Annotated in this window: 13 protein-coding genes; 6 read left to right on the top strand and 7 right to left on the bottom strand. The window is 47.1% G+C overall.

From position 1 onward, the window contains the following. Positions 1-2,482, bottom strand: a 2,482-nt coding sequence (locus ABWO75_RS10205) for an ABC transporter permease (RefSeq protein ID WP_353185187.1), incomplete at its 3' end; no start/stop codon positions are given. Positions 2,483-2,714: 232 nt separating this feature from the next. On the opposite strand from ABWO75_RS10205, the gene ABWO75_RS10200 reads away from it, so the two are divergent. From ABWO75_RS10200 to ABWO75_RS10190, 3 genes are all read left to right on the top strand, one after another. After that, positions 2,715-3,275 carry a carboxymuconolactone decarboxylase family protein gene (locus tag ABWO75_RS10200; RefSeq protein WP_353185185.1) on the top strand — a complete coding sequence of 187 codons (561 nt, stop codon included), beginning with the start codon at positions 2,715-2,717 and terminating at the stop codon, positions 3,273-3,275. A gap of 19 nt (positions 3,276-3,294) precedes the next feature. Beyond that, positions 3,295-4,155: a sigma factor-like helix-turn-helix DNA-binding protein gene (locus ABWO75_RS10195; RefSeq protein ID WP_353185183.1), complete on the top strand. Its 861-nt coding sequence runs from the start codon at positions 3,295-3,297 to the stop codon at positions 4,153-4,155. A gap of 196 nt (positions 4,156-4,351) precedes the next feature. Continuing rightward, positions 4,352-6,592, top strand: a complete 2,241-nt coding sequence (locus ABWO75_RS10190) for an inorganic phosphate transporter (RefSeq protein WP_353185181.1) — start codon at positions 4,352-4,354, stop codon at positions 6,590-6,592. Positions 6,593-6,639: 47 nt separating this feature from the next. Here ABWO75_RS10190 and ABWO75_RS10185 read toward each other — a convergent pair whose 3' ends face one another. Then, the gene (locus ABWO75_RS10185) at positions 6,640-7,368 is read right to left on the bottom strand and encodes a LytR/AlgR family response regulator transcription factor (RefSeq protein WP_353185178.1); all 729 of its coding nucleotides are present in this window, start codon (positions 7,366-7,368) and stop codon (positions 6,640-6,642) included. A 138-nt stretch (positions 7,369-7,506) separates the two neighbouring features. Between ABWO75_RS10185 and ABWO75_RS10180 the strand changes: the two genes are divergently transcribed. The 3 genes from ABWO75_RS10180 (at position 7,507) to ABWO75_RS10170 (ending at position 10,469) form a co-directional block, all read left to right on the top strand. Further along, the gene (locus ABWO75_RS10180) at positions 7,507-8,100 is read left to right on the top strand and encodes a Crp/Fnr family transcriptional regulator (RefSeq protein ID WP_353185176.1); all 594 of its coding nucleotides are present in this window, start codon (positions 7,507-7,509) and stop codon (positions 8,098-8,100) included. Positions 8,101-8,325: 225 nt separating this feature from the next. Then, positions 8,326-9,666 carry an OmpA family protein gene (locus ABWO75_RS10175; RefSeq protein WP_353185174.1) on the top strand — a complete coding sequence of 447 codons (1,341 nt, stop codon included), beginning with the start codon at positions 8,326-8,328 and terminating at the stop codon, positions 9,664-9,666. A gap of 5 nt (positions 9,667-9,671) precedes the next feature. Next, complete coding sequence (locus ABWO75_RS10170) at positions 9,672-10,469, top strand: hypothetical protein (protein WP_353185172.1); 798 nt, start codon at positions 9,672-9,674, stop codon at positions 10,467-10,469. A gap of 45 nt (positions 10,470-10,514) precedes the next feature. Here ABWO75_RS10170 and ABWO75_RS10165 read toward each other — a convergent pair whose 3' ends face one another. The 5 genes from ABWO75_RS10165 to ABWO75_RS10145 form a co-directional block, all read right to left on the bottom strand. Next, positions 10,515-11,954 (bottom strand): hypothetical protein, encoded by a 1,440-nt coding sequence (locus tag ABWO75_RS10165; protein ID WP_353185170.1) that lies wholly within the window; start codon positions 11,952-11,954, stop codon positions 10,515-10,517. Positions 11,955-12,330: 376 nt separating this feature from the next. Beyond that, positions 12,331-14,715 (bottom strand): ABC transporter permease, encoded by a 2,385-nt coding sequence (locus tag ABWO75_RS10160; RefSeq protein ID WP_353185168.1) that lies wholly within the window; start codon positions 14,713-14,715, stop codon positions 12,331-12,333. Positions 14,716-14,796: 81 nt separating this feature from the next. Next, the gene (locus ABWO75_RS10155) at positions 14,797-17,250 is read right to left on the bottom strand and encodes an ABC transporter permease (RefSeq protein ID WP_353185166.1); all 2,454 of its coding nucleotides are present in this window, start codon (positions 17,248-17,250) and stop codon (positions 14,797-14,799) included. 39 nt (positions 17,251-17,289) lie between these two features. Continuing rightward, on the bottom strand, positions 17,290-19,662 hold the full coding sequence (locus ABWO75_RS10150) for an ABC transporter permease (RefSeq protein ID WP_353185164.1): 2,373 nt from the start codon (positions 19,660-19,662) through the stop codon (positions 17,290-17,292). 97 nt (positions 19,663-19,759) lie between these two features. Next, positions 19,760-20,202 (bottom strand): ABC transporter permease (locus tag ABWO75_RS10145; RefSeq protein WP_353185162.1); only part of this gene is annotated, 443 nt, incomplete at its 5' end.

Genomic DNA, 20,202 nt, shown 5'->3' with positions numbered 1-20,202 from the left:
TGGCTACTGCGGCTTTTATGGCCTGGAAACTAACTGTTAGCAATGCGATGACCACTGCTGCCAACCCGGCCACGACAAATATCCACCATTCCACCTCAATACGGTAAGCAAAATCCTGTAGCCAGCGGTTCATCGCCCACCAGGCAATAGGTGAGGCGATGACCAGGGCAAGCAATACTAATTTGACAAAATCTTTTGATAACAGCTGTACGATACCGCTTACGGATGCACCAAGCACTTTACGGATGCCGATTTCCTTAGTGCGCTGCTGTGCTGAAAAAGTACTTAATGCAAAGATTCCCATAATTGCTATGGATAATGTAATAACCGTTAATAAGCCTGTTATTTTGCTAAATCGGACATATTTCCCCATCAGTTTAGAGAAATCATCATCCAGCCAAGAATACTGCATAGGGTTACGCTCATCTACAACTTTCCAGATTGCTGAAATCTTTTCAACTGCTTGCTTTGCGTCCTTTCCGGATTTCAGTTGGATCAACAGCTGATGACGACCACCGGCAATTTTAGGGACAGTGCCATTGACATAAATTTCGGGACGGATGGCCGAAGTATAGCCGGCGTTATAGTTATCCTTTACTATGCCAATAATCGTATAATCTCTTGCTATCGTATTAATACGCTCACCCAATGGATTTTGAAGACCTAATGCCTCTGCAGCCTTTTCATTGATAATGGCCGCATTAACGGTATCCATGGCATGAGCTGATGAAAAGTTCCTGCCTTGGATGATTCGGATCCCTAACGTAGTAAAGTAATCCAATCCGACATAATTAATACTTAACGAGAGTGAATCTTTTGATGGTCCGAAATATGCTGGCTGGTTGCTGATAGATGGTTGACCCGGATAAAAGTGAGTTGTTGTTGCTGATGCCACTTCTGGTAGATTACGAATACTGTTCATTAAGAATTGATGTTCGTCCAACGATTGGAAGAAATCAATAGGCACTCTGCTCCCATCGATACGGAGTATCTGTTCGCTGTCAAATCCCGGATCATTAGACTGCATAAATACCACCTGCCGATGCATCACCAATAACGATGCGATGAAAGCAATTGCAATAGAGAATTGCAAAACAACCAAGACATTACGCAAGCGCATACCCTGTAAGCCGCTGGCCAGTTCGCCTTTCAGAATCTTGACGGGTCGATAACCGGAACGTAATAACGCCGGATAGCCGCCGGCAAGTAACGATACGACGAGCGCAATGACACCTAATTGTATAATCAGTTTCATGTTTGCTTCGGGATTGAGTGTGCTCCAAAGTCGAAGCTCCATGTCAAACGAGGTATTCAAGTAGTTAATCAGTATTTGACAACACATCAATGCAAAGCAGAGTGAAAAAAATACGTGAATGAACGATTCGAGGAGAAACTGTGTGATCAGCTGGCACCGACTGGCACCCATGACTCTGCGAAGCCCCGATTCACGTGCCCGTTTGTTACCCAAGGCTATCATCAGATTGATGTAATTGATACAGGCCAGTAAAAGAATTAAAAGGGCGATGAGTGAAAAAACAACAACCGGAATGTGATTGCCTTTTTCGTAGTCGTTTATGGGATGATTGGCCGGTGAATCCCTCCAGGGATAAGTCGCAGGCCAAAGATGAATATTTTTCACCTGTTCCATCTCTGTATGGATATTGGTAATGGACAGGTTATCTTCCAGCCAATGTTTTGCGTTTTCAACCGAAGTGATGGCCCGGTCAGCAGTTGTCTTTTTCGGTATGTTCGGGTCTGCTTGAAAAGCTAGGGCATACTGGAGGGTGTATTGATCATTGATTTTTTGTGCTACTGAGGTAGGTTGCGCTCGGTCCCTTAATCGAGCATAGATATACATTACGCTTGCCCGCCAATTGTTCTCGTCCGGATTGAAGGACATACATATGTTAAAATTGAGGTGTGAGGGTGCAATTTTTTGAAATACTCCCGTAACTGTATACAACTGGTTGTCGATTTTTAATGTTTCACCAACAGGATTCTCTCCACTGAACCATTTCTTACTCATTTCCTCGCTAATGACTACGGACCGCGGCTGGACTAAAACAGTAGCAGCATTTCCGTGTAAAAATTTGTATGGAAAAACAGAAAAGAACAGGCTATCAGCAGCGATAAGTTTTTTTTCATAAAACTGCTCATCATCAATTTCAATAACTGACTCGCCACGCTCACGAAGGGTAGTGGCTGTCTGCACCTCGGGAAGATTGTGGCGCATAAAATAACCCAGTGCGGGAGGGACCGATGGTGTGAATTCATCACTTCCTCCCCAATTTTTCCCAATATTAATGCGGTATACGCGTTCCAAGGCATCATCCCAACGATCGTAGCTTCGTTCCCGGTTAACATAAACAAGTACCGTAATGAACACAGCCAAGCCCAAACCCAATCCAATCATGTTGAGTATGGTGTATTGCTTATTATACCATAAGTCGCGCCCGATGGTTTTAAAATAATTCTTTAGCATCGTCTTTAGGTTTTAGCCAATAGTAATAAATCATGTCCCAGTTACTACGCCAAAGTGTTAAATCATTTTTAATCAATTGATTGTTGGTTTGTGTGTTGTGAAGACTGTCCGATATCGGACAGCTTCCGTTCGGAAGCGGGCACAGTCATCGATTATTTCTATCTTGTTTTGTCACAAAACGACCATCTCCCGGTCTACTGTCTACAGCACACATATAACACGGTTGACTATTATGGATACGCCATTTCTTACACCCATTGAAGCACCTAAAAACGTGCTTTGGAAACTTGTTTATTTTTTCACCCGTAAACGGTTCGGAAAAGTATTGACGCCTATTAAGGTGATGGCCGCCCGCCTTCCACTCAGCTTTGGGAGTTTCTCCGGGAAAATCGCCCAACTCGATAAGAAGCTGCAATTGCCGGATGAAACGGTTATGCTTATCCGGGAGCAGGTAGCACGGATCAACGTTTGCCATTTCTGCATCGATATCGGACGGGCACAAACAATCATCTCCGCCATGGACCAATCAAAGTTTGACGAACTGAACCGTTATCAGACCAGTGAACTTTTCAGTGATAAGGAACGGACACTGCTTGATTTTGTTACCCAATTGGCACGCGACCGAAAAATGGAACACAGCCTGTTTGCCGAACTTGCGAGACATTATGACGAGCGCTCGATCTGTGAGATCGTTTGGGTCGTCGCCACGGAGTTTTATTACAACATCGGCAATATTGGTCTCAACATTCACTCGGATATGCTTTGCGATATCGCGAAAAGAAAAGCTAACTGACTATCTTTGTGGAAATGATATGGAACTGACAGCAGAAATTATTGCGCTTCGGCCATACCTTTTCCATATTGCCTACAACATGCTGGGTGTTGTGGCGGATGCGGAAGATGTTGTTCATGATGTCTATGAAAAATGGGCTTCCGTAGACGGGGTGAAACAGCCAAAGGCTTATCTGGGGCGTATGACGGTTAACCAAAGTATTGACCGTCTTCAGGAATTGAAAAAGCAACGGGAAAGTTATGTCGGGTCGTGGCTGCCCGAGCCGTATATTACCCTCGATTTTGAAACGCCCCCCACGCTGGAATACGGGTTGCTTTTCCTGCTCGAGCGCCTCAACCCGGTTGAACGTGCGGTATTTATCCTGCGCGAAAGTTTCTCTGAGGAATACCATTATATCGCGGAGTTGATAGGTACGTCAGTGGAAAATTGCAGGCAGTTGTTGCACCGTGCGCATAAGAAACTTAGCCGGAAGCGGTTCAGACCCGTTGATCCATCAAAGCATCGCTCGCTGATCGATGCGTTCCTTTTTTCATTGCAGTGTGAAGACCGTACGCAACTGGAAGCCGTGCTTCGCAGCGATGTTGAACTTTTCAGTGATGGGGGCGGCAAACGAGAAGCCGCACGTAAACCGCTTCTCGGCCGAGATAAGGTGCTGAAATTTCTTTTTGGGGTTATGCAGCTTCCGGAAAATAAATTTAACGACTTCGAATATCGGGCCGCCTTCGTGAATGGCCGGCCGGCGGTACTTTTCATTCACCGTTTAACAGGCGAACTCGATTCGGTGCTATGCGTTGAAACAGCGGAAACAGAAATTATGCGCCTGTTATATGTTCGCAACCCGGATAAGCTCACGATCAGACAATCAAATACGACCTTCTGAATACCGATATATCGGTTTTCTTCTTTTTACCGGCCGAGCGGTGAAATACTGTTAGGCGGACGGAATTACCTTATCGGTGAAATTCATTCCCTTGTATTTTACTTAGTTTTTATTAACATTAACTTAACTTATTGGAAATTATCTAATAACAATAAGTTTACATTTTTGCAATACGAATAAGTAGATAGTAGCTTCTATGGATTACATGTTGTTTATCGTCGCCGTATTGTTGGTGCTTGCAGTAGCGGATTTGATCGTAGGTGTCAGCAATGATGCGGTCAATTTTTTGAATTCGGCCATTGGGAGTAAGGTTACGACCTATAAGAATATCATCCTCATTGCGTCGGTAGGTATTCTAGCCGGATGTTTCTTTTCCAGTGGGATGATGGAGATTGCCCGGAAGGGGATTTTTCAGCCGCAGCACTTCACGTTCGACAAGGTAATGTGGATCTTCCTGGCGGTTATGCTGGCTGATATTGTGCTATTCGATATCTTTAATTCCCTTGGTCTGCCTACTTCTACCACTGTTTCCATTGTCTTTGAGTTGTTGGGAGCTGCTATGATTGTCGGCTTCCTGTTTGCGGCGGAAAAAGGGGAGTCCATCAATGAAGTGATGAAGTATATCAACGTGGACAGCACGTTTTCAATCATATCGGGTATTTTTCTATCTATATTAATTGCATTCACGGCCGGTGTAGCGGTGCAATTTTTCATTCGCTCAGCATTTACGTTCCAGTACGAATCGCGGCTAAAGAATTTGGGCGCACCTTTTTCAGGTATCGGGATTACCGTGATTGTGTATTTCCTATTGATCAAAGGGCTTAAAGGAACCACTTTGATGGAAGCTGCTTGGGTAGTGAATATCTACGATAATATCGTCGTGGTATTGTTAGGCATCCTGTTGCTGACAACGATAGTCTGCTTCTGGCTCCAGCGACAATTCCAGCTGAATCCACTTAAGATTGTAGTGCTTGCGGGTACGTTTTCGCTTGCCATGGCTTTTGCGGGTAACGACCTCGTCAATTTTATCGGTGTGCCTATCGCCGGATTACTGGCGTATGAAAACTGGTTGGGAAGTGGGGTGGCGGCCGATGCGTTGTACCAGGATTTTCTAGCGACAAGCGATGTTATTGTGCCTAACTATATGTTGTTGATTGCCGGCCTAATCATGGCATTGACCATCTGGTTAAGTGCGAAGGCTAAAAAAGTAACAGAAACGGAGATCAGCCTAGTCCGGCAAGACGAGGAGGGAAGTGACGACCGTTTTAAGCCCAACACCGTGTCCAGGAGGGTGGTCAAAACGGCGATGTTGCTGGGTAACCTCTTCAATGTGCTTATTCCCCGGAATGTGAAAAGAAGGTACAACCTCAGTTTTGAGAAGGATAAATTACGCAAAGCCACTCAGGTGGGCGATGACGCCCCTGCATTCGATTTGGTGCGCGCGGGGACCAACCTAGTGTTAGCCAGTATACTTATTGCGTGGGCAACGTCGCAGAAATTACCCCTGTCAACAACCTATGTGACATTTATGGTGGCTATGGGTACCTCGTTGGCTGATAAGGCCTGGGGCCGTGAATCGGCGGTATACCGGGTTACAGGCGTCCTCAGCGTTATCGGAGGATGGTTTATCACCGCGCTAATTGCGTTTTCCGTTGCTGCACTCTTCGCATTTCTGATCTATCAGGGAATTGCGGTTACGGCGTTGCTGCTTGGGATTTTTCTGGTGTACATCATCATTTCCAATGTGAAGTTTGCGAACAAGGTGCAGCAATCAAAAACCGAAAGGAGCAGATTAAGCCTGTTGGAAGAGTCGGACCTTGATGTTTACATCCGCAGCAAGAATATGCTGGTAACGATGATCATTGAAATATCCGGTCATTACAGTACGATTTTAAATGGGATCCGCAATGGCGATGCTTTCGCGTTGAAGAAGACCGACAAGGAACTGATGGACTTGATCAAGTATACGTATAAATTGAAGCGTAATAGTCTGCGCGCCATCCGCCAGCTCGGTGCTGCGGATCGGCGCTCAGCAGAGGTCATTGTTCATGGGACAGATCTAATACAAGATATGTTGCAATCAGCCAAGTTTTTGAGTGCCGAAAGCCTGCAATACCTAGAGAATCTGCATGCACCGCTTGCAAGTGGATTTATTATCACCCTGGAAGAGCTTGGTGTTAAAATGGATAAGTTCTTTCGGCTGGCTACAAATGAACTCAATGAGGAAGACGGACCGGATGTACACGTGCTGCGTCAGAGCCGCAATGAAATCCGGGAATTTATCAATTTGAATTTCGGGAATGAACTGGATATCATCCGCCGCAAAAATATCGGCAGTAAGCAAGCACTGTTGCAGACCAGTATTTTCCTTCAAAGCAGAGACATACAGGCGGTACTTTTCAGGGTCTGCAAAATCTATGGTAAATTTGAGAATTGACAAATCCAATTACCCAGCCTCGATTTGCTGTAGGAATTGCGCGGAAGTCAAAATATAAGCTCCTTTATTACTGGAAGGTAATTGCGGCCAACGTTGATTTCAATGGCGTTTGGCAGCGATACAAAAAGTTTACTGATATCGCGATACAACTCTTGTATGTGATTGATATTAACGATATAAGAACGATGGATCCGGATAAAACATTGAGGGTTCAATTTACGTTCGAGCTGACCAATGCCGGTGGTGCTCAAGTAGGATTCGCCGTTTAGCATATGAATCCAGGTATAATCTTTATCGGCTTTGAGGTGCGTGATTTTATTGATGGGTATACTGGTCAACCGCTGTCCTTTTTCCGCCAGGATCCGTACCGGATAACTAATTGGTGGTTCGCTCGCAGTATTTTTTTTGTGGACAGCTCCCCGCCAATGATCAAAACGTTGCAGGGCAAGCTTTACGCGCTCAGCTGTTAAGGGCTTGATGAGGTAGTCAATTGCCTGATGTTCGAATGCCTGCGCTGCATCTTGGGTAGCTATTGATGTAAAAATGACTGATGGTTGGTATTCGACGGATTCCATGACTTCAAACCCGCTTTTCCCCGGAAGTTTCACCGCCATGAATACCAAATCCGGTTGCAGAGCGTTGATGTACTTTTCAGCTTCCAGGCCATTACAGCATTCCCAAAATACAAACGGATAGGGCTGACACTTGATGGTTTCCCGCAGCCATTGTCTAATGGAGTGATCGCTATCCACAATCAATACGGTCTGTTTTCCCATTGTTATTTATTCGTTATAATGGTTGTACAAAGTTATCGGCTGCGATCATACCTTAAACTGACATATGTCAGAAATTGCATCGGTCCGCTTTTTTCTGTATTTTAGCCTTGTACTAAACTGATAATAAACGGCTTATCGATGATATCGCGGAAACATTTTGAAAATGTCTGTCGCATTGCGCAACAATACGGCATACTATTCACACCTGATGAGTTCAAAACCATCAGTTCCCATACGCAGCACCGCGTTTTACCACCGCATACGGTGATTATGGAGCAGGGTAAGGCGGTGAATACACTCTATTTTCTGAATAGCGGCATAGCCCGTTTATACCGGGTGGAAAAAGGCATTGATCACACGTTAGGTATTGTTTCAACGAATCACTTTTTGTCCACGCCGCTGTACCTCCAAAGCGGGCAGTTATCTACCTGTGCGTTAGAGTCGCTGACTGAAATCGATGTCTTGGTATGGGATAAAGAGAATGCCCTTTTATTAAAACAAGCAATACCCAGGATGTATGATATGGATTTGGCCATTATGGATAGGCTATTGACCTGGTTGCAGGACAATCAGATTGACGCGATATGTATGACGGCGGAAGAACGGTATAAAAAAATAATGGATACCCAGCCGGAGGTCATCCAGCAAGTACCTTTGAAATATATCGCTTCATTTTTGGCGATTCACCAGGATAGTTTAAGCCGCATCCGTAAGACGCTTGGCCAGAAATAGTTGTTGAGTCCGATTCCATCCACTGGCGGCTCTCCGACGCCGGATCCTTTTCCGTTGCTTGCTTTTTGATAAACGATTGATGGCGAAGTCCCACAGACACCGATAAGTGGAACCGACCCTTTCGTCGAAGCTATCATACGTTCATGCCGTTATATTGCTGCTTATCGAAACGGGAGGTGGTTGTTGCCGGGAGCCGTTAGCTTTGTGACCATTAATTTTAATGTCATGAAGCATCTATCAGTAAGAAAAGTGGTAATTGCCGCGACGGTGGCCGTATTTTTCGGCACTGTGCCGACGGCAGCGCAAGCGCAGTCTATTCTTCGCAGAATCAAAGATCGGGCGGCAGAGGCTGCTACGCAGAAAGTATTGAGTGAAACTGAAAAGGCGGTCTCCAAAGGAGTCGATAAAGCCATCGAATCGGCAACGGAAGGAGGGAAAACCGAGGGGCCGGATGGCCAGCCCAACACAAATGACGGGCTTGCGGTGTCCGGAATTGATACGATCAATAACCAAAAGCCATCTATCCAGGCATTCAGTAAGTATGATTTCGTCCCCGGTGACTCCGTATTATATGCCGCCGATTTTTCCGGTGAGGCGATCGGTGAGCTACCGGCCGGATGGAATAGCAACGGTAGCTCGGTAATCGTTAGCCTGAGCGGTATTCCCGGCCAATGGCTGCGCATGGCACAGCGCACGGTTGTCTTAACAGCTAATGAAAAATCCTTCGGACCGGACTTTACGGTCGAATTCGACATGGTATTGCAGTACGATTTCAAAGGCTGGTTGCCACCGTCCTTTCAGTTTGGCCTGCTGGCTTCCGGTAGCGTATCCGCGACTTCCAACAAACTTTTGTCCGACCCGAAGGGTGATAAATCTTTTTACGTGGAAGTCTCTCCGCTTGCCGATGCCGGAAATGTCGTGCTTGAGAGTTACGAGCAGTATAGCCGTTATTTCAATAGTCCGCCCACCAGGAATCAGTCAGTGCGCCAATGGTATGGCAAAGTGTCACACGTTGCCATCCAGGGACAGAAGGAACGGTTGCGAATTTGGGTGGACGGTGAAAAATTATATGATGTACCAAAAGGCATTTCCAAAGCCGGTGAGTTTAACCAATTGTATTTCCAGCTGGGTAGCAGTCCCTATAATGACGAGCAGATCGGTGTATATTTCAGTAATATCAAAATTTCCAAAGGGTTGCCCGATACTCGGCACAAACTGGTAGAAGAGGGTAAGTTCAGCACGACAGGTATTTTGTTTGACACCGGTTCAGCAACTGTTAAACCGGAATCTGCTGGTGTACTGAAGGCTATTTCGGCCGTACTCACCCAGCACGCGGATATCCGTGTCCGCATCATCGGCCATACCGACGCGGTGGGTGATGACGAAGCCAATCTCGAACTCAGCGAACGCAGGGCTGCTGCCGTGCGCGAAATACTACAGGCCGAATACCAGATCGATGGCAGTCGATTGGAAACAGGCGGCAAGGGCGAAGCTGAGCCGGTAGCCGATAATCAGACCGCAGCGGGCCGTGCGCAAAACAGAAGAGTGGAATTTATTAAATTATAACAGCAATGAATAAATGGATTTATTACACCGTGATGCTTTGGTTATTGGTAGGTTGCGGTAAAGGCGAAGGGCCGGGCATGCCCGATCCGTCGGAAGAAGGGAACGACTGGGATATTGTCATCCCGTCATCGAAAGACCAACCAGGGTTGGGCGATACGGATGGTATTCCCGCCGGCATACCCTGGGAGTTGCCCCAGGGCATTGAAGTAGTCGCCCGGCCCAATAACCCTTTCAATCCGGACCTCGGACTACTACACGGGAACTTGAATACGTTTTATGCCGATGTGAACTTTGTCAACAACTTGAACGTGACGATTACCGTCGAAGTGCCAGGCGGTCTGATTTGCCTGTTTAAGCACGAAGGACGTACACAGAACGGTATCCTGACGTCTGCCGTACGCATTGAGGTGCCGCCTACTTATGTGGATATCAGTACACCCGCTGACACAACTACAGTATATCTTGGGTTGGGTTGCCTCAACTATTCCATGGCATTCCCCTGGGAGGAAAATCAGCAATGGGATACGCAGGACTATCCCATCGGCAAAGATATGTACGAGCTGGGAATGGTTACGACTGACCCGAACATCCGCAGATTACTGGATCTATTGAAAGATTATCCCAAGCTGCAGCTCACCCAGCACTATAATCCGCAGGAAATGTTCGACGAAGGCTATAAAACACCGGAGTGGCGGGTCATTTACACGCTGATCCAAAGTGCCCTATGGGAAATTACCGATGGGCCGGGCCTAACGCGAAAGGACTACCGGGAGTTGGTAGAGGCGTTACAGCCTTATCGATAACGAAGTCAGGTTGAACAAGTGGCAGGACGCGCATCGCAGCGTCTATTACATTAACGTTGCGATACGCCTGTTCCCCGCATTGAAAGATGCCGATATCCCGAAACGGAAACCAGCCTTCGCATCAAGGTAAGGATTACCCGCTACCCAGCCATTGGTTTTTCCTTCAGCTACTGCAACAATGCGCCATATATTATCCAGCGCATAGGAGCCCTGCACACGAAACAGGCCGCCAGGCCGCGCTTTGCGGTCGTAAAAACCGTTGGGTTGCAACCATAACAGCACTGCCGGCTGTAATAACAGGCGTTTTTGTCCATTAATGCGGACTACATAAGGGCTTCGCTCCACTTCAACACCCGGCAGCAACCGGTACTTGTTGCGATACCCATGGATACTGACAAGGTATTGCTTTTCCCGATGGTCAATAAAAAAGTCCGCCGTTAGATCGTATCCAAAAGAATTAAGGTAATGCCTTACGGCCACGTTGAATGCCGTTTGGTCATTCAGCCGGATGCGGTTGACGCCGATCATAAACGGCGAAAGAAAGTTTAGGTACTGCATCCTGCCCATCCGTTCCAGGTAGCTGTACTCTTCGTCGGTCAGTGATGTGGTCTTGATCGCCCGGTCTATTCCCACACCGCTTGGGTGCCTGCCGCGTGCCTCGTAAGGCTCATCCGGCCGGTGCAGGTCATACACCCATGGGGTAAAATCCCAACCCACAAAGTCGCGATCGGCCACGGTCAGCCCATGTGCATTCATGCTATCGATGCTAGCATTATAGTCTGTTTGTTTGAACTGATTCACATAATTAATGGCATGCTTGGTCAGGAGGATGTTCAGCGCAATATTAGCGTATTTGGATCCGCTGAAAAAGTTGTCCTTTTGCAGTCCGCGTAATAACAGGAACTCACTTTCAATACCGGCAGCAAAGCTGCGGACCAGCGCCTGCGGAGCCTCTTTTTTCAGCCGGATGAGGTCTTCGTCCTTTACCCGGCTGACCGATCCATTGGCAAATCCGCCATTAAAGCGATTATACGTCTCGTCATATGAGGATATGCCCTTTATAGTTAATCCGGTCCGGTGAAATTCCTCGTGCATCCATTGTGCGGAGAGTACAACACCGTAATAGGTAAAAACATAGTCAACCAAGCCGGAAGTGACATTGGCAGCAATACGGTTATACACTTGCTTTCGTTTGCTATCCGGCCGGATGATACCGTGCCAGAGTTTATTATTGAGGTGGTAGTTTACGCGATGTAGGTTCTGTGTCACCGCGAGCGCCTGCTGCATCGAATAACTGTCGAACAGTTCGCCTGTGCGTGCGGCATCCCGTTGGAAAGGCAGGTCGAGTATAGGCAAATCGATTTGCAGTGGATACATCGTCGTACTATCCTGTTCCGCTGACTTTGCCAATACGGGTGGCGTGCCGATCATCAGCGCACCCAATACTATTGTGATGGGTAGGCTGCGCATATCAATCAATTCCAAGCAGTAAAAAAATATGCGCTTCCAAAACCGGCATGTCCAGTACGTATGCCGGCGCACTTAAATATGGTGTATAGGTGCAGGGACGCGGGGGGTGCGCTTCAGCCTGTTCAGTACTCGCCGGAGTAAGCGGCTCAACCCTTTTCCTGTAGGCCGGGTCTTTCATAATTTGCTGACACATCATTTCGATTTTTTTTTCACAAAGAACGCCAATCTGTCAAGGGTGTGTTTTGTGAATCGATAAGATACGTTCAGGATCGACAAGCTGCGATGGTTACCGATTAAAGGAGGAATGTTAGCACAGACAGAAGGACTATTTCATCAGCCGTCCGTCAATGAATCCATCCCGGAATTCCCCAGGACTTCATCGTCACACAATTTATTCATTACGTAACGACTTGACCGGATTGGCAACTGCAGCCCTGATCGCCTGAAAACTCACCGTCACCAGTGTAATGACCAGTGCAGCGGCAGCGGCTACCGCAAATACGGTCCAGCTGATTTTAACCCGGTAATCATAGCCCGCAAGCCAGCTATGCAGGTAATAATAAGCAATCGGGGTAGCGATTATGCAGGCCAGGATAACCAGCAAAACAAACTCTTTGGATAGTAACCCCCATAGATTCGCTATGCTGGCTCCCAATACTTTGCGGATGCCGACTTCCTTGGTCCGTTGTTCCGCCACAAAGCTTGCCATGCCGAACAGTCCCAGGCAGGAAATGAAAATGGCCAACACGGCGAAATAAGAAGAAAGTTTCCCGATCCGTTCTTCCGCAATGAACTTGTTTCCGAATTCCTGATCTACAAATTGGTAATCAAACGGCACGGTAGGCGTGTATTTTTTCCAGATATCTTCTATTGCGCGTATTGACTGGGAAGTACTTTGGTCAGGGTTCAGTCTTACCACCAGGTTTGACAGGTTGCTGGAGGCACCCAGATGGTATATCGTAGGCCGGACCGGAAAAAAGGGCGATTCCTGCAGGATGTCCTTTACTACGCCAATTATGGTATAAACATCGTCATCCCACCGAAGTGTTTTTCCCACGGGCTCGTCAAATCCAATAATTTTGGCGGCCGATTCATTGATGACGAACGCCAGCGAATCAGTAGCAAAATCCCGTGAGAAATCCCGACCGGCCTTAACTTCCCATTCCACGGTTTTACCAAAGTCATACGACACGGAGTTGTTTGGAAAATCGACCGCTAAATTCGGGTCCTTGCCTTCCCATTCAAAGCCGCCATTGGTATTCCAGACGCTCGTTAAGGGACTGAAACTTCCTGCCATTTCCGTGATTGCCCCTGCGTTTTTCAGTTCTGTCCTTACCACATCGAAGTGATCTTTTATTTCATCCTGCAGATTCAGGTTTAATAAGCCGGTCCGGGTATACCCGACGGGCCGGCCTTTGCCGTATTGGATCTGTTGGTAAACGATGACCGTCCCAATGATCAGCATGACAGACACGGCGAACTGCACGACTACCAGCACTTTTCGGGGTGCCGTGGCAAACCTGCCGACGCGGAACGTTCCTTTCAGCACTTTCAATGGCTGAAAAGAGGAAAGATACAGCGCCGGGTAGCTGCCCGCTAGCAACCCCGTAATCAAAATGAAGGTCAGGTTAGTCGACCAGAACACCGGACTTAGCCAGGGAATAGTCATATGCTTACCCGCGACATCATTAAATAAGGGCAGAAATAACAGCGCAAGGAGCAGAGACAGTACAAAGGCAAGTGATACGACCAAGTAAGATTCCGCGAAGAACTGAAATACCAGCTGACTGCGATAGGAGCCAACCGTTTTTCGGATGCCCACTTCTTTCGCCCGTTTTTCACTCCGTGCAGTTGCCAGGTTCATGAAATTAATACAGGCGAGCAACAGCACAAACACACCGATGATGCCGAACAGCCGGACATTCCTGATGTTTCCGCTGGTGTTCACGCCGTTCTTGAATTCGCTGTACAGATTCCATTTTGGCATCGGATGAAGGAACACTACCCATTCGTATTTTTTAGCTCCCTCACTGACATTATCCAGTTTGACGTTTTTAATTTTCGCAGATACTTCTTCCATACTTGCCTGTTCCGCGATCTGCACAAAAGTCTGGCTGAAATTGCTTCCCCAGGGGTTGTTCATGTTTTTACCCCAGGGGTTCTGAATATACCACAATTCCCACGGCATGATAATTTTCAAATTGCGGAACGATGTATTGTCGGGCAGGTCTTCGTACACTCCGGTAACCTTTACTTCAAAATGCCTGTCAAGCGTAATGGTTTTATTCATCGGATCTTCCTCACCGAACATCGATTTGGCTGCGGAGGCGGAAAGCATAATGGAGTACGGATCTGTTAAACCCGCCCGTGTACCTTTCAGCATGTTAAGCGTAAGCATTTCCGGGCCGTCCGGTTCAAAGTATATCCCGTCTTGCGTCAGGTGCTTATCGCCGACGGAAAGCAAGTGGCCACCCGGCCATGAAGCCTGGACGACATACTTGAAATCACTTCCATATTTAGCGCGCAGCTCGGGTCCCATTACTCCCGGATTGGATGTCTGTGACTGCACGGTTCCGTTGAAGTTAGCATGCTGCATAACCTGCGCAATGCGTGCATAGTTTTTATGATACTGGTCAAATGTCAGCTCATCGTGTACCCAAAGACCAATGAGCAGAGCCACGGCCATACCCACGGCAAGACCGCCAATGTTAATAGCGCTGTATCCTTTGCTTTTCACCAGGTTCCGCCAGGCGATTTTGAAATAGTTCTTTATCATTTTATTTCGTATTCAGTGGTTAACGACCAGCGGTCAGCAACCGGCATGCTATTGTAACTCATGTATTGCAACAATGCCCGATCATTCGTCGCGTAACGACTCAACCGGATTCGCTACGGCTGCCTTTACGGCCTGGTAACTTACCGTCAGCAACGCAATCAGCACTGCCGCCGACCCTGCCAGGACAAATACCCACCACCGGATCTCAATGCGGTAAGCAAAATCCTGCAACCATTGGTTCATCGCCCACCAGGCAATTGGTGAGGCGATGACCAAGGCAAACAACACAAGTCGTATAAAATCTTTTGACAGGAGCTGTACGATGCCCGTAACCGATGCACCCAGTACTTTGCGGATCCCGATTTCCTTCGTGCGCTGTTCGGTGGTAAAAGCCGCGAGACCAAACAGCCCTAAACAGGCGATCATAATAGCCAGCACGGCAAAACACGTGAAAATCGTTCCCGTGCGTTGCACACCCTCATACATGGCGGCATAGCTTTCGTCGAGGAAGGTAAACCGGATGGCCTGGTTAGGTGAAAACTCTTTCCACAATGCGGAAATACCCGCAATTGATTCAGCCATGTGTTGCCCATTCAGCTTCACTGCCATCATCGTTGGGCTATTACCTAGTGCGAGGACAACCCCACCCACTTCATCGCGCATGGATTCAAAATTAAAGTCCTCCACTACACCGATAACCAGCATATTTTTCCCGCCGTTAGTGATGCGTTTACCAACCGGGTTTTCCAGGTTGAGTAATTTGGCCATCCGTTGGTTAATGATTGCTGCGTCGGCATCGCTAGCCAGCTCCTTGTTGAAATTGCGCCCATCGATAAGCTGGATGCCCAGCGTCGGCAAATAATCATCATCTACCTCCCAGAACTGTCCTTGGGCGGCAACATCCTCATTAATTCTCCCTTCATTCCAGATCGGGTTGCCGTTGCGTTTTACACCACCCATCTGCACGGGTAGGTAATCACCCACCGTAACATGCTGTACTTCCGGAAGCTTTTTCAGCTCTTCTTTCAGCGTCTGTACCTGGTCGCCGAGCGTGTGGGTGCCCTGGATCACCATCACCTGATCTTTGTCGAACCCGATTTTTTTGTTCAGGATAAACTGCATCTGATTATTAATGATCAGTGTTCCCACAATCAGAATGATGGAAGTCGTGAATTGAAACACCACCAGCCCATTGCGCAGCAGTGGGTTTTTAGCACCCCGGCTCAATTGACCTTTCAACACCTGCACCGGCTTAAATCCCGAGAGGTAAAAAGCCGGGTAAAGTCCTGAAAGCAGCCCAATAATGATCACGGATAGCCCAATAATGGGAGCCAGCCACAGGTTGTCCCAGGGGAATACCAGCTGTTTGTTGGCCAGCTGATTGAAAAGCGGCAAGGACACCCACGCCAGCAGGACGCCCAGTGCAATGGAAAGCAGGCTATATAATGTAGATTCGGTCAGGAATTGCCGGATGAGCCCGCTGCGGTACGACCCGACTACTTTCCGCAAACCGATTTCCTTGGCACGGCTGGCTGATTTGGCGGTAGACAAATTAATGAAATTGACGCAGGCAATCAGCAGAATAAACCCGGCAACACCTCCAAACAACCACACAAAGCGGATGTCGCCACTGTTCCTTGTAGTTACATCGTAATCCGCAATCTCATGCGAATGCAAATGAATATCCGATACGGGCTGGAATATGAGTTTTGCTGATTTTACCCGGGCTATAGCTACCTGCATTCCGGCTCCCTGGAGGGCGGGAATATAATAGGTATCCATGACACTCGAAACCATTTTTTTTGCCAGTTGATTCAAGTCTGTTCCGGGTTTTACCTTAAAGTATGTCACGTAATTGGTGGCCAGCCAATTAGTCTGTTCTCCCGGGTAAAACGGTTCTCCGGCCAGTGAAAGGAAAAAATCAAAACCATAAAGGTGTGAATTGCTAGGAATATCTTCCAGCACACCCTTAATGGTGTACGGTTTTTCCTTGTTGTCGTTCAGGTAGATGACCTTACCAACAGGGTTTCCAACCGGAAAATATTTACCTGCCTTAGTCGCGGTCAATACCACTGTATTGGGCTCATCCAAGGCATGTTGCGGATCGCCCTGAAGCATCGGTAATTGCAACGCATTTAGCAATTCCTGGTCGGCATATACAATTCCGTCTTCATGCAGGCTTTCCGGATTGTCTGCCCTGGACACTTGATTACTCCCTGCGCCAAATAATGGATTGGGTAACAGTCGTCCTGCGTGTTCAATCTCGGGGAAGTTAGCTTTCATCGTCGGCGCAAACGGCGCCATAAATGAGGTGCCTTCTCGCGGATCGCCTTTGGCATCGTTGATGGACATGACCGCGCGGTAAAGTCGATCCGAATCGGGGTACGAGCCATCATAGCTGATTTCATGCCGGATAAATAAAGTGATTAACACGCAGGCGGCAACGCTAAAGGCAAAGCCCCCGATCTTAATAGCGGAATACAACTTGTGTTTCACGAGGTTCCGCCAGGCGATTTTTAAATAGTTCTTTATCATTGTTGTATGCTTTATACCGCTTTATAGCTTATTGCAACATTATTCATCCCTCAACGAGTCCACGGGGTTGGCTACAGCCGCCCGGATAGTTTGGAAGCTTACAGTAATCGTCACAGTCACAACTGCTATCAATCCCGCAATAGCGAAAATCCACCATGCTATATCCACGCGGTAAGTATATTCAGTTAGCCACTTATTCATAGCCCACCAGGCAATAGGGGAGGCAATAAGAATAGCTACAGCAATAAGTTTCATAAAATCGGATACCAGCATCCGCACGATATGAACTACTGACGCGCCAAGCACTTTACGGATCCCAATTTCCTTCGTTTTGCGTCGGCAGATAAACGAAACCAACCCGAATATCCCCAAACAGCTGGTTATCACACTTATTACCGTGAATAAGGAGAGCATGCCAGCAAACTTGTTTTCCCCGCTGTAAAAGGTTTTTAATTCATCATCCAGGAAGCGGTATTCAAAAAAGTTGTCTGGAAAAATCGACTTCCATTCCTCGCGGATAGCCACTATTGCCTCACTCCGCTCTGCCGGAGCTATTCGGATCATGGCTGTAAAGAAGCGGCCATTGTAAAAATAAATATGCGGTGTAATGTCTTCTTTTAGGCTTTGGGAAATGTAGTTATCGACAACCCCGGTAACCTCATAAGTATCGCCCCACATTTCTATGCGGTTTCCGATAGCTGCCGACGCGTTTAAATGCCCCATTTCGTGTGCGGCTTTTTCATTTATCATCGCGACGGCTCTTGTGGTGTCGGCCTGATTAAAATTACGTCCCGCAATTAAAGCGATATTAAAAAACTTAAAATAATTCGTATCAACGAATTGCTGTCTAAACTGCTGCTCACCGTGAATAAGACCTGGGTATTTAACCTGCCCCCACCACCAGTTATGAATACTTGACGGCGTAGTTAAACCAAACGTAACTTCTTTAATTTCTGTATGTTGCAAGAGATTGTTCCGTAATCGCTCCCTGAAAACATGTTCGGCGTTGGGCATATTGACGGCCATTATACCCGTTTTATCAAATCCCAATTCCTTATCATATAGGTAGTTGACCTGTCGGATGCCTATAATTGTACAGATAATCAACAACTGTGCGATGATAAATTGAGATACAAGCAATACTTTCCGCAAGGCAAATCCTCCTGCGCGAGGGACAAACAGCGTGGTACGGAGGAGTTTTGCAGGTGAGAAATGTGCCAACATCCATCCGGGGTATCCTCCCGCCACCACACAAAGCGAAAGCGCGGTGCAGCCTATAAAAAGTATAGCACCGATATCCCAATTGTCGGCCAATGATACCTGTGTATTTAATAACTGGCCCGAGTAAGGAAGCATTGCGTTAGCCAGGAAAACGCCGACGATTAAGGATATGGACACAATCACTGCTGTTTCAACCATAAAAGAGGCGACAATCTGCCATCGGGTTCCGCCCAATACTTTTCGTATACCTGTTTCCTTGTCACGCAACATAGCCTGTGCCATGGCAATATTAATATAATTAATACAGGCGATGAGCAATAGTAAAACTGCCGCACCTCCCAAAACATATAACAGCCATCCCGGGGTTGCATAATTGAAAATATCGGTGATTGTATCAAAATGGATTGCAGAGAAAGGTAATAAGGTAAAGCTTTTGTAATGTGTTTTGTTGTCGGCCAGATAAGATTGAATTAGTTTATTAATACCCGATTCAATATCAGTCGGATTTACGCCAGGCTTAAGTAAGACGTAACCCTGATGCCAGGAATCCCCACCGTCCCAATAATCCGCATTGGCCATTTCAGGCATATACTTTGCCAGCGTTTCATGCGAAAAAATGAACCTCAGCTGAAAGTCTGAGTTCGGTGGAACTGCTTTAATAATACCTGATACAGTTACGTCAAATTTATTGTCATATCGGATGGTTTTACCCATAGCGTCACCATTAAAGAGACGGAGCGCGGTAGGCTCATCCAATACAACCTGGTAAGGCTGGGTAAGCGAAACATCCGGAGAACCTTTTACCCATTCCACATCGATCATATCAAAAAACTCCGGGTGTACAAAATAGGAGTTCTCCGCTTTGAAGTTTTGTTCACCCGCACGGATAACCGAGGGATCAAAACGATACACTGTAGCTGCCTTTTCTATTTCTGGAAACTGCTGACGAAGGGCCTTCATCAATCCTTGGGGAATATGGGAATTTAATTCGCCGAAGACATCGTGTGACATCACTTTATACAGGCGGTCGGATGCACGGTGATAATGATCAAAACTTGCTTCAAAACGAATGATACAGAAGATAACCAATGCTGTGGCTATGCTTAACGACAACCCGATCACGTTAATCACCGTATAAAACTTATTTTTTACGATGCTTCGCCAGGCGATTTTTAAATAGTTCTTTATCATTGTTGTATGCTTTATGCCGCTTTATAGCTTATTGCAACATCATTCATCCCTTTAACGAATCCATCCCGAAATTCTTCGGGATCTCCTTTTACGCAACTTATTCGTCGCGTAAAGACTCGACCGGATTCGCTACAGCCGCCCGGATGGCCTGCCAGCTGACCGTGAGCAATGCAATAACCACCGCCGCTAGGCCCGCTACGACAAACATCCACCATTGGATGTCAATGTGATAGGCAAAATCCTGTAACCATTGGTTCATCGCCCACCAGGCAATCGGTGAGGCGATGACCAAGGCAAACAGCACCAGTTTTATAAAATCTTTCGACAGCAACTGCACAATGCCGGATACTGAAGCGCCCAGTACTTTGCGGACACCGATTTCCTTTGTGCGTTGCTCCGCGGTGAAGGCGGCGAGGCCGAACAGACCCAAACAGGCTATTAGGATAGCCATGGTGGAAAAACATAAACTTAACAACCCCGTCCGTTGCTCGCTGCGGTACATGGCATCGAATGCGTCATCCATAAACCGATAGGAGAATG

Origin of the sequence: Parapedobacter lycopersici, assembly GCF_040395035.1 — a bacterium.
Taxonomy (GTDB): Bacteria; Bacteroidota; Bacteroidia; order Sphingobacteriales; family Sphingobacteriaceae; genus Parapedobacter; species Parapedobacter lycopersici_A.
The sequence above is the reverse complement of the archived record's forward strand: the minus strand, read 5'-3'. Positions and strand labels throughout refer to the sequence as shown.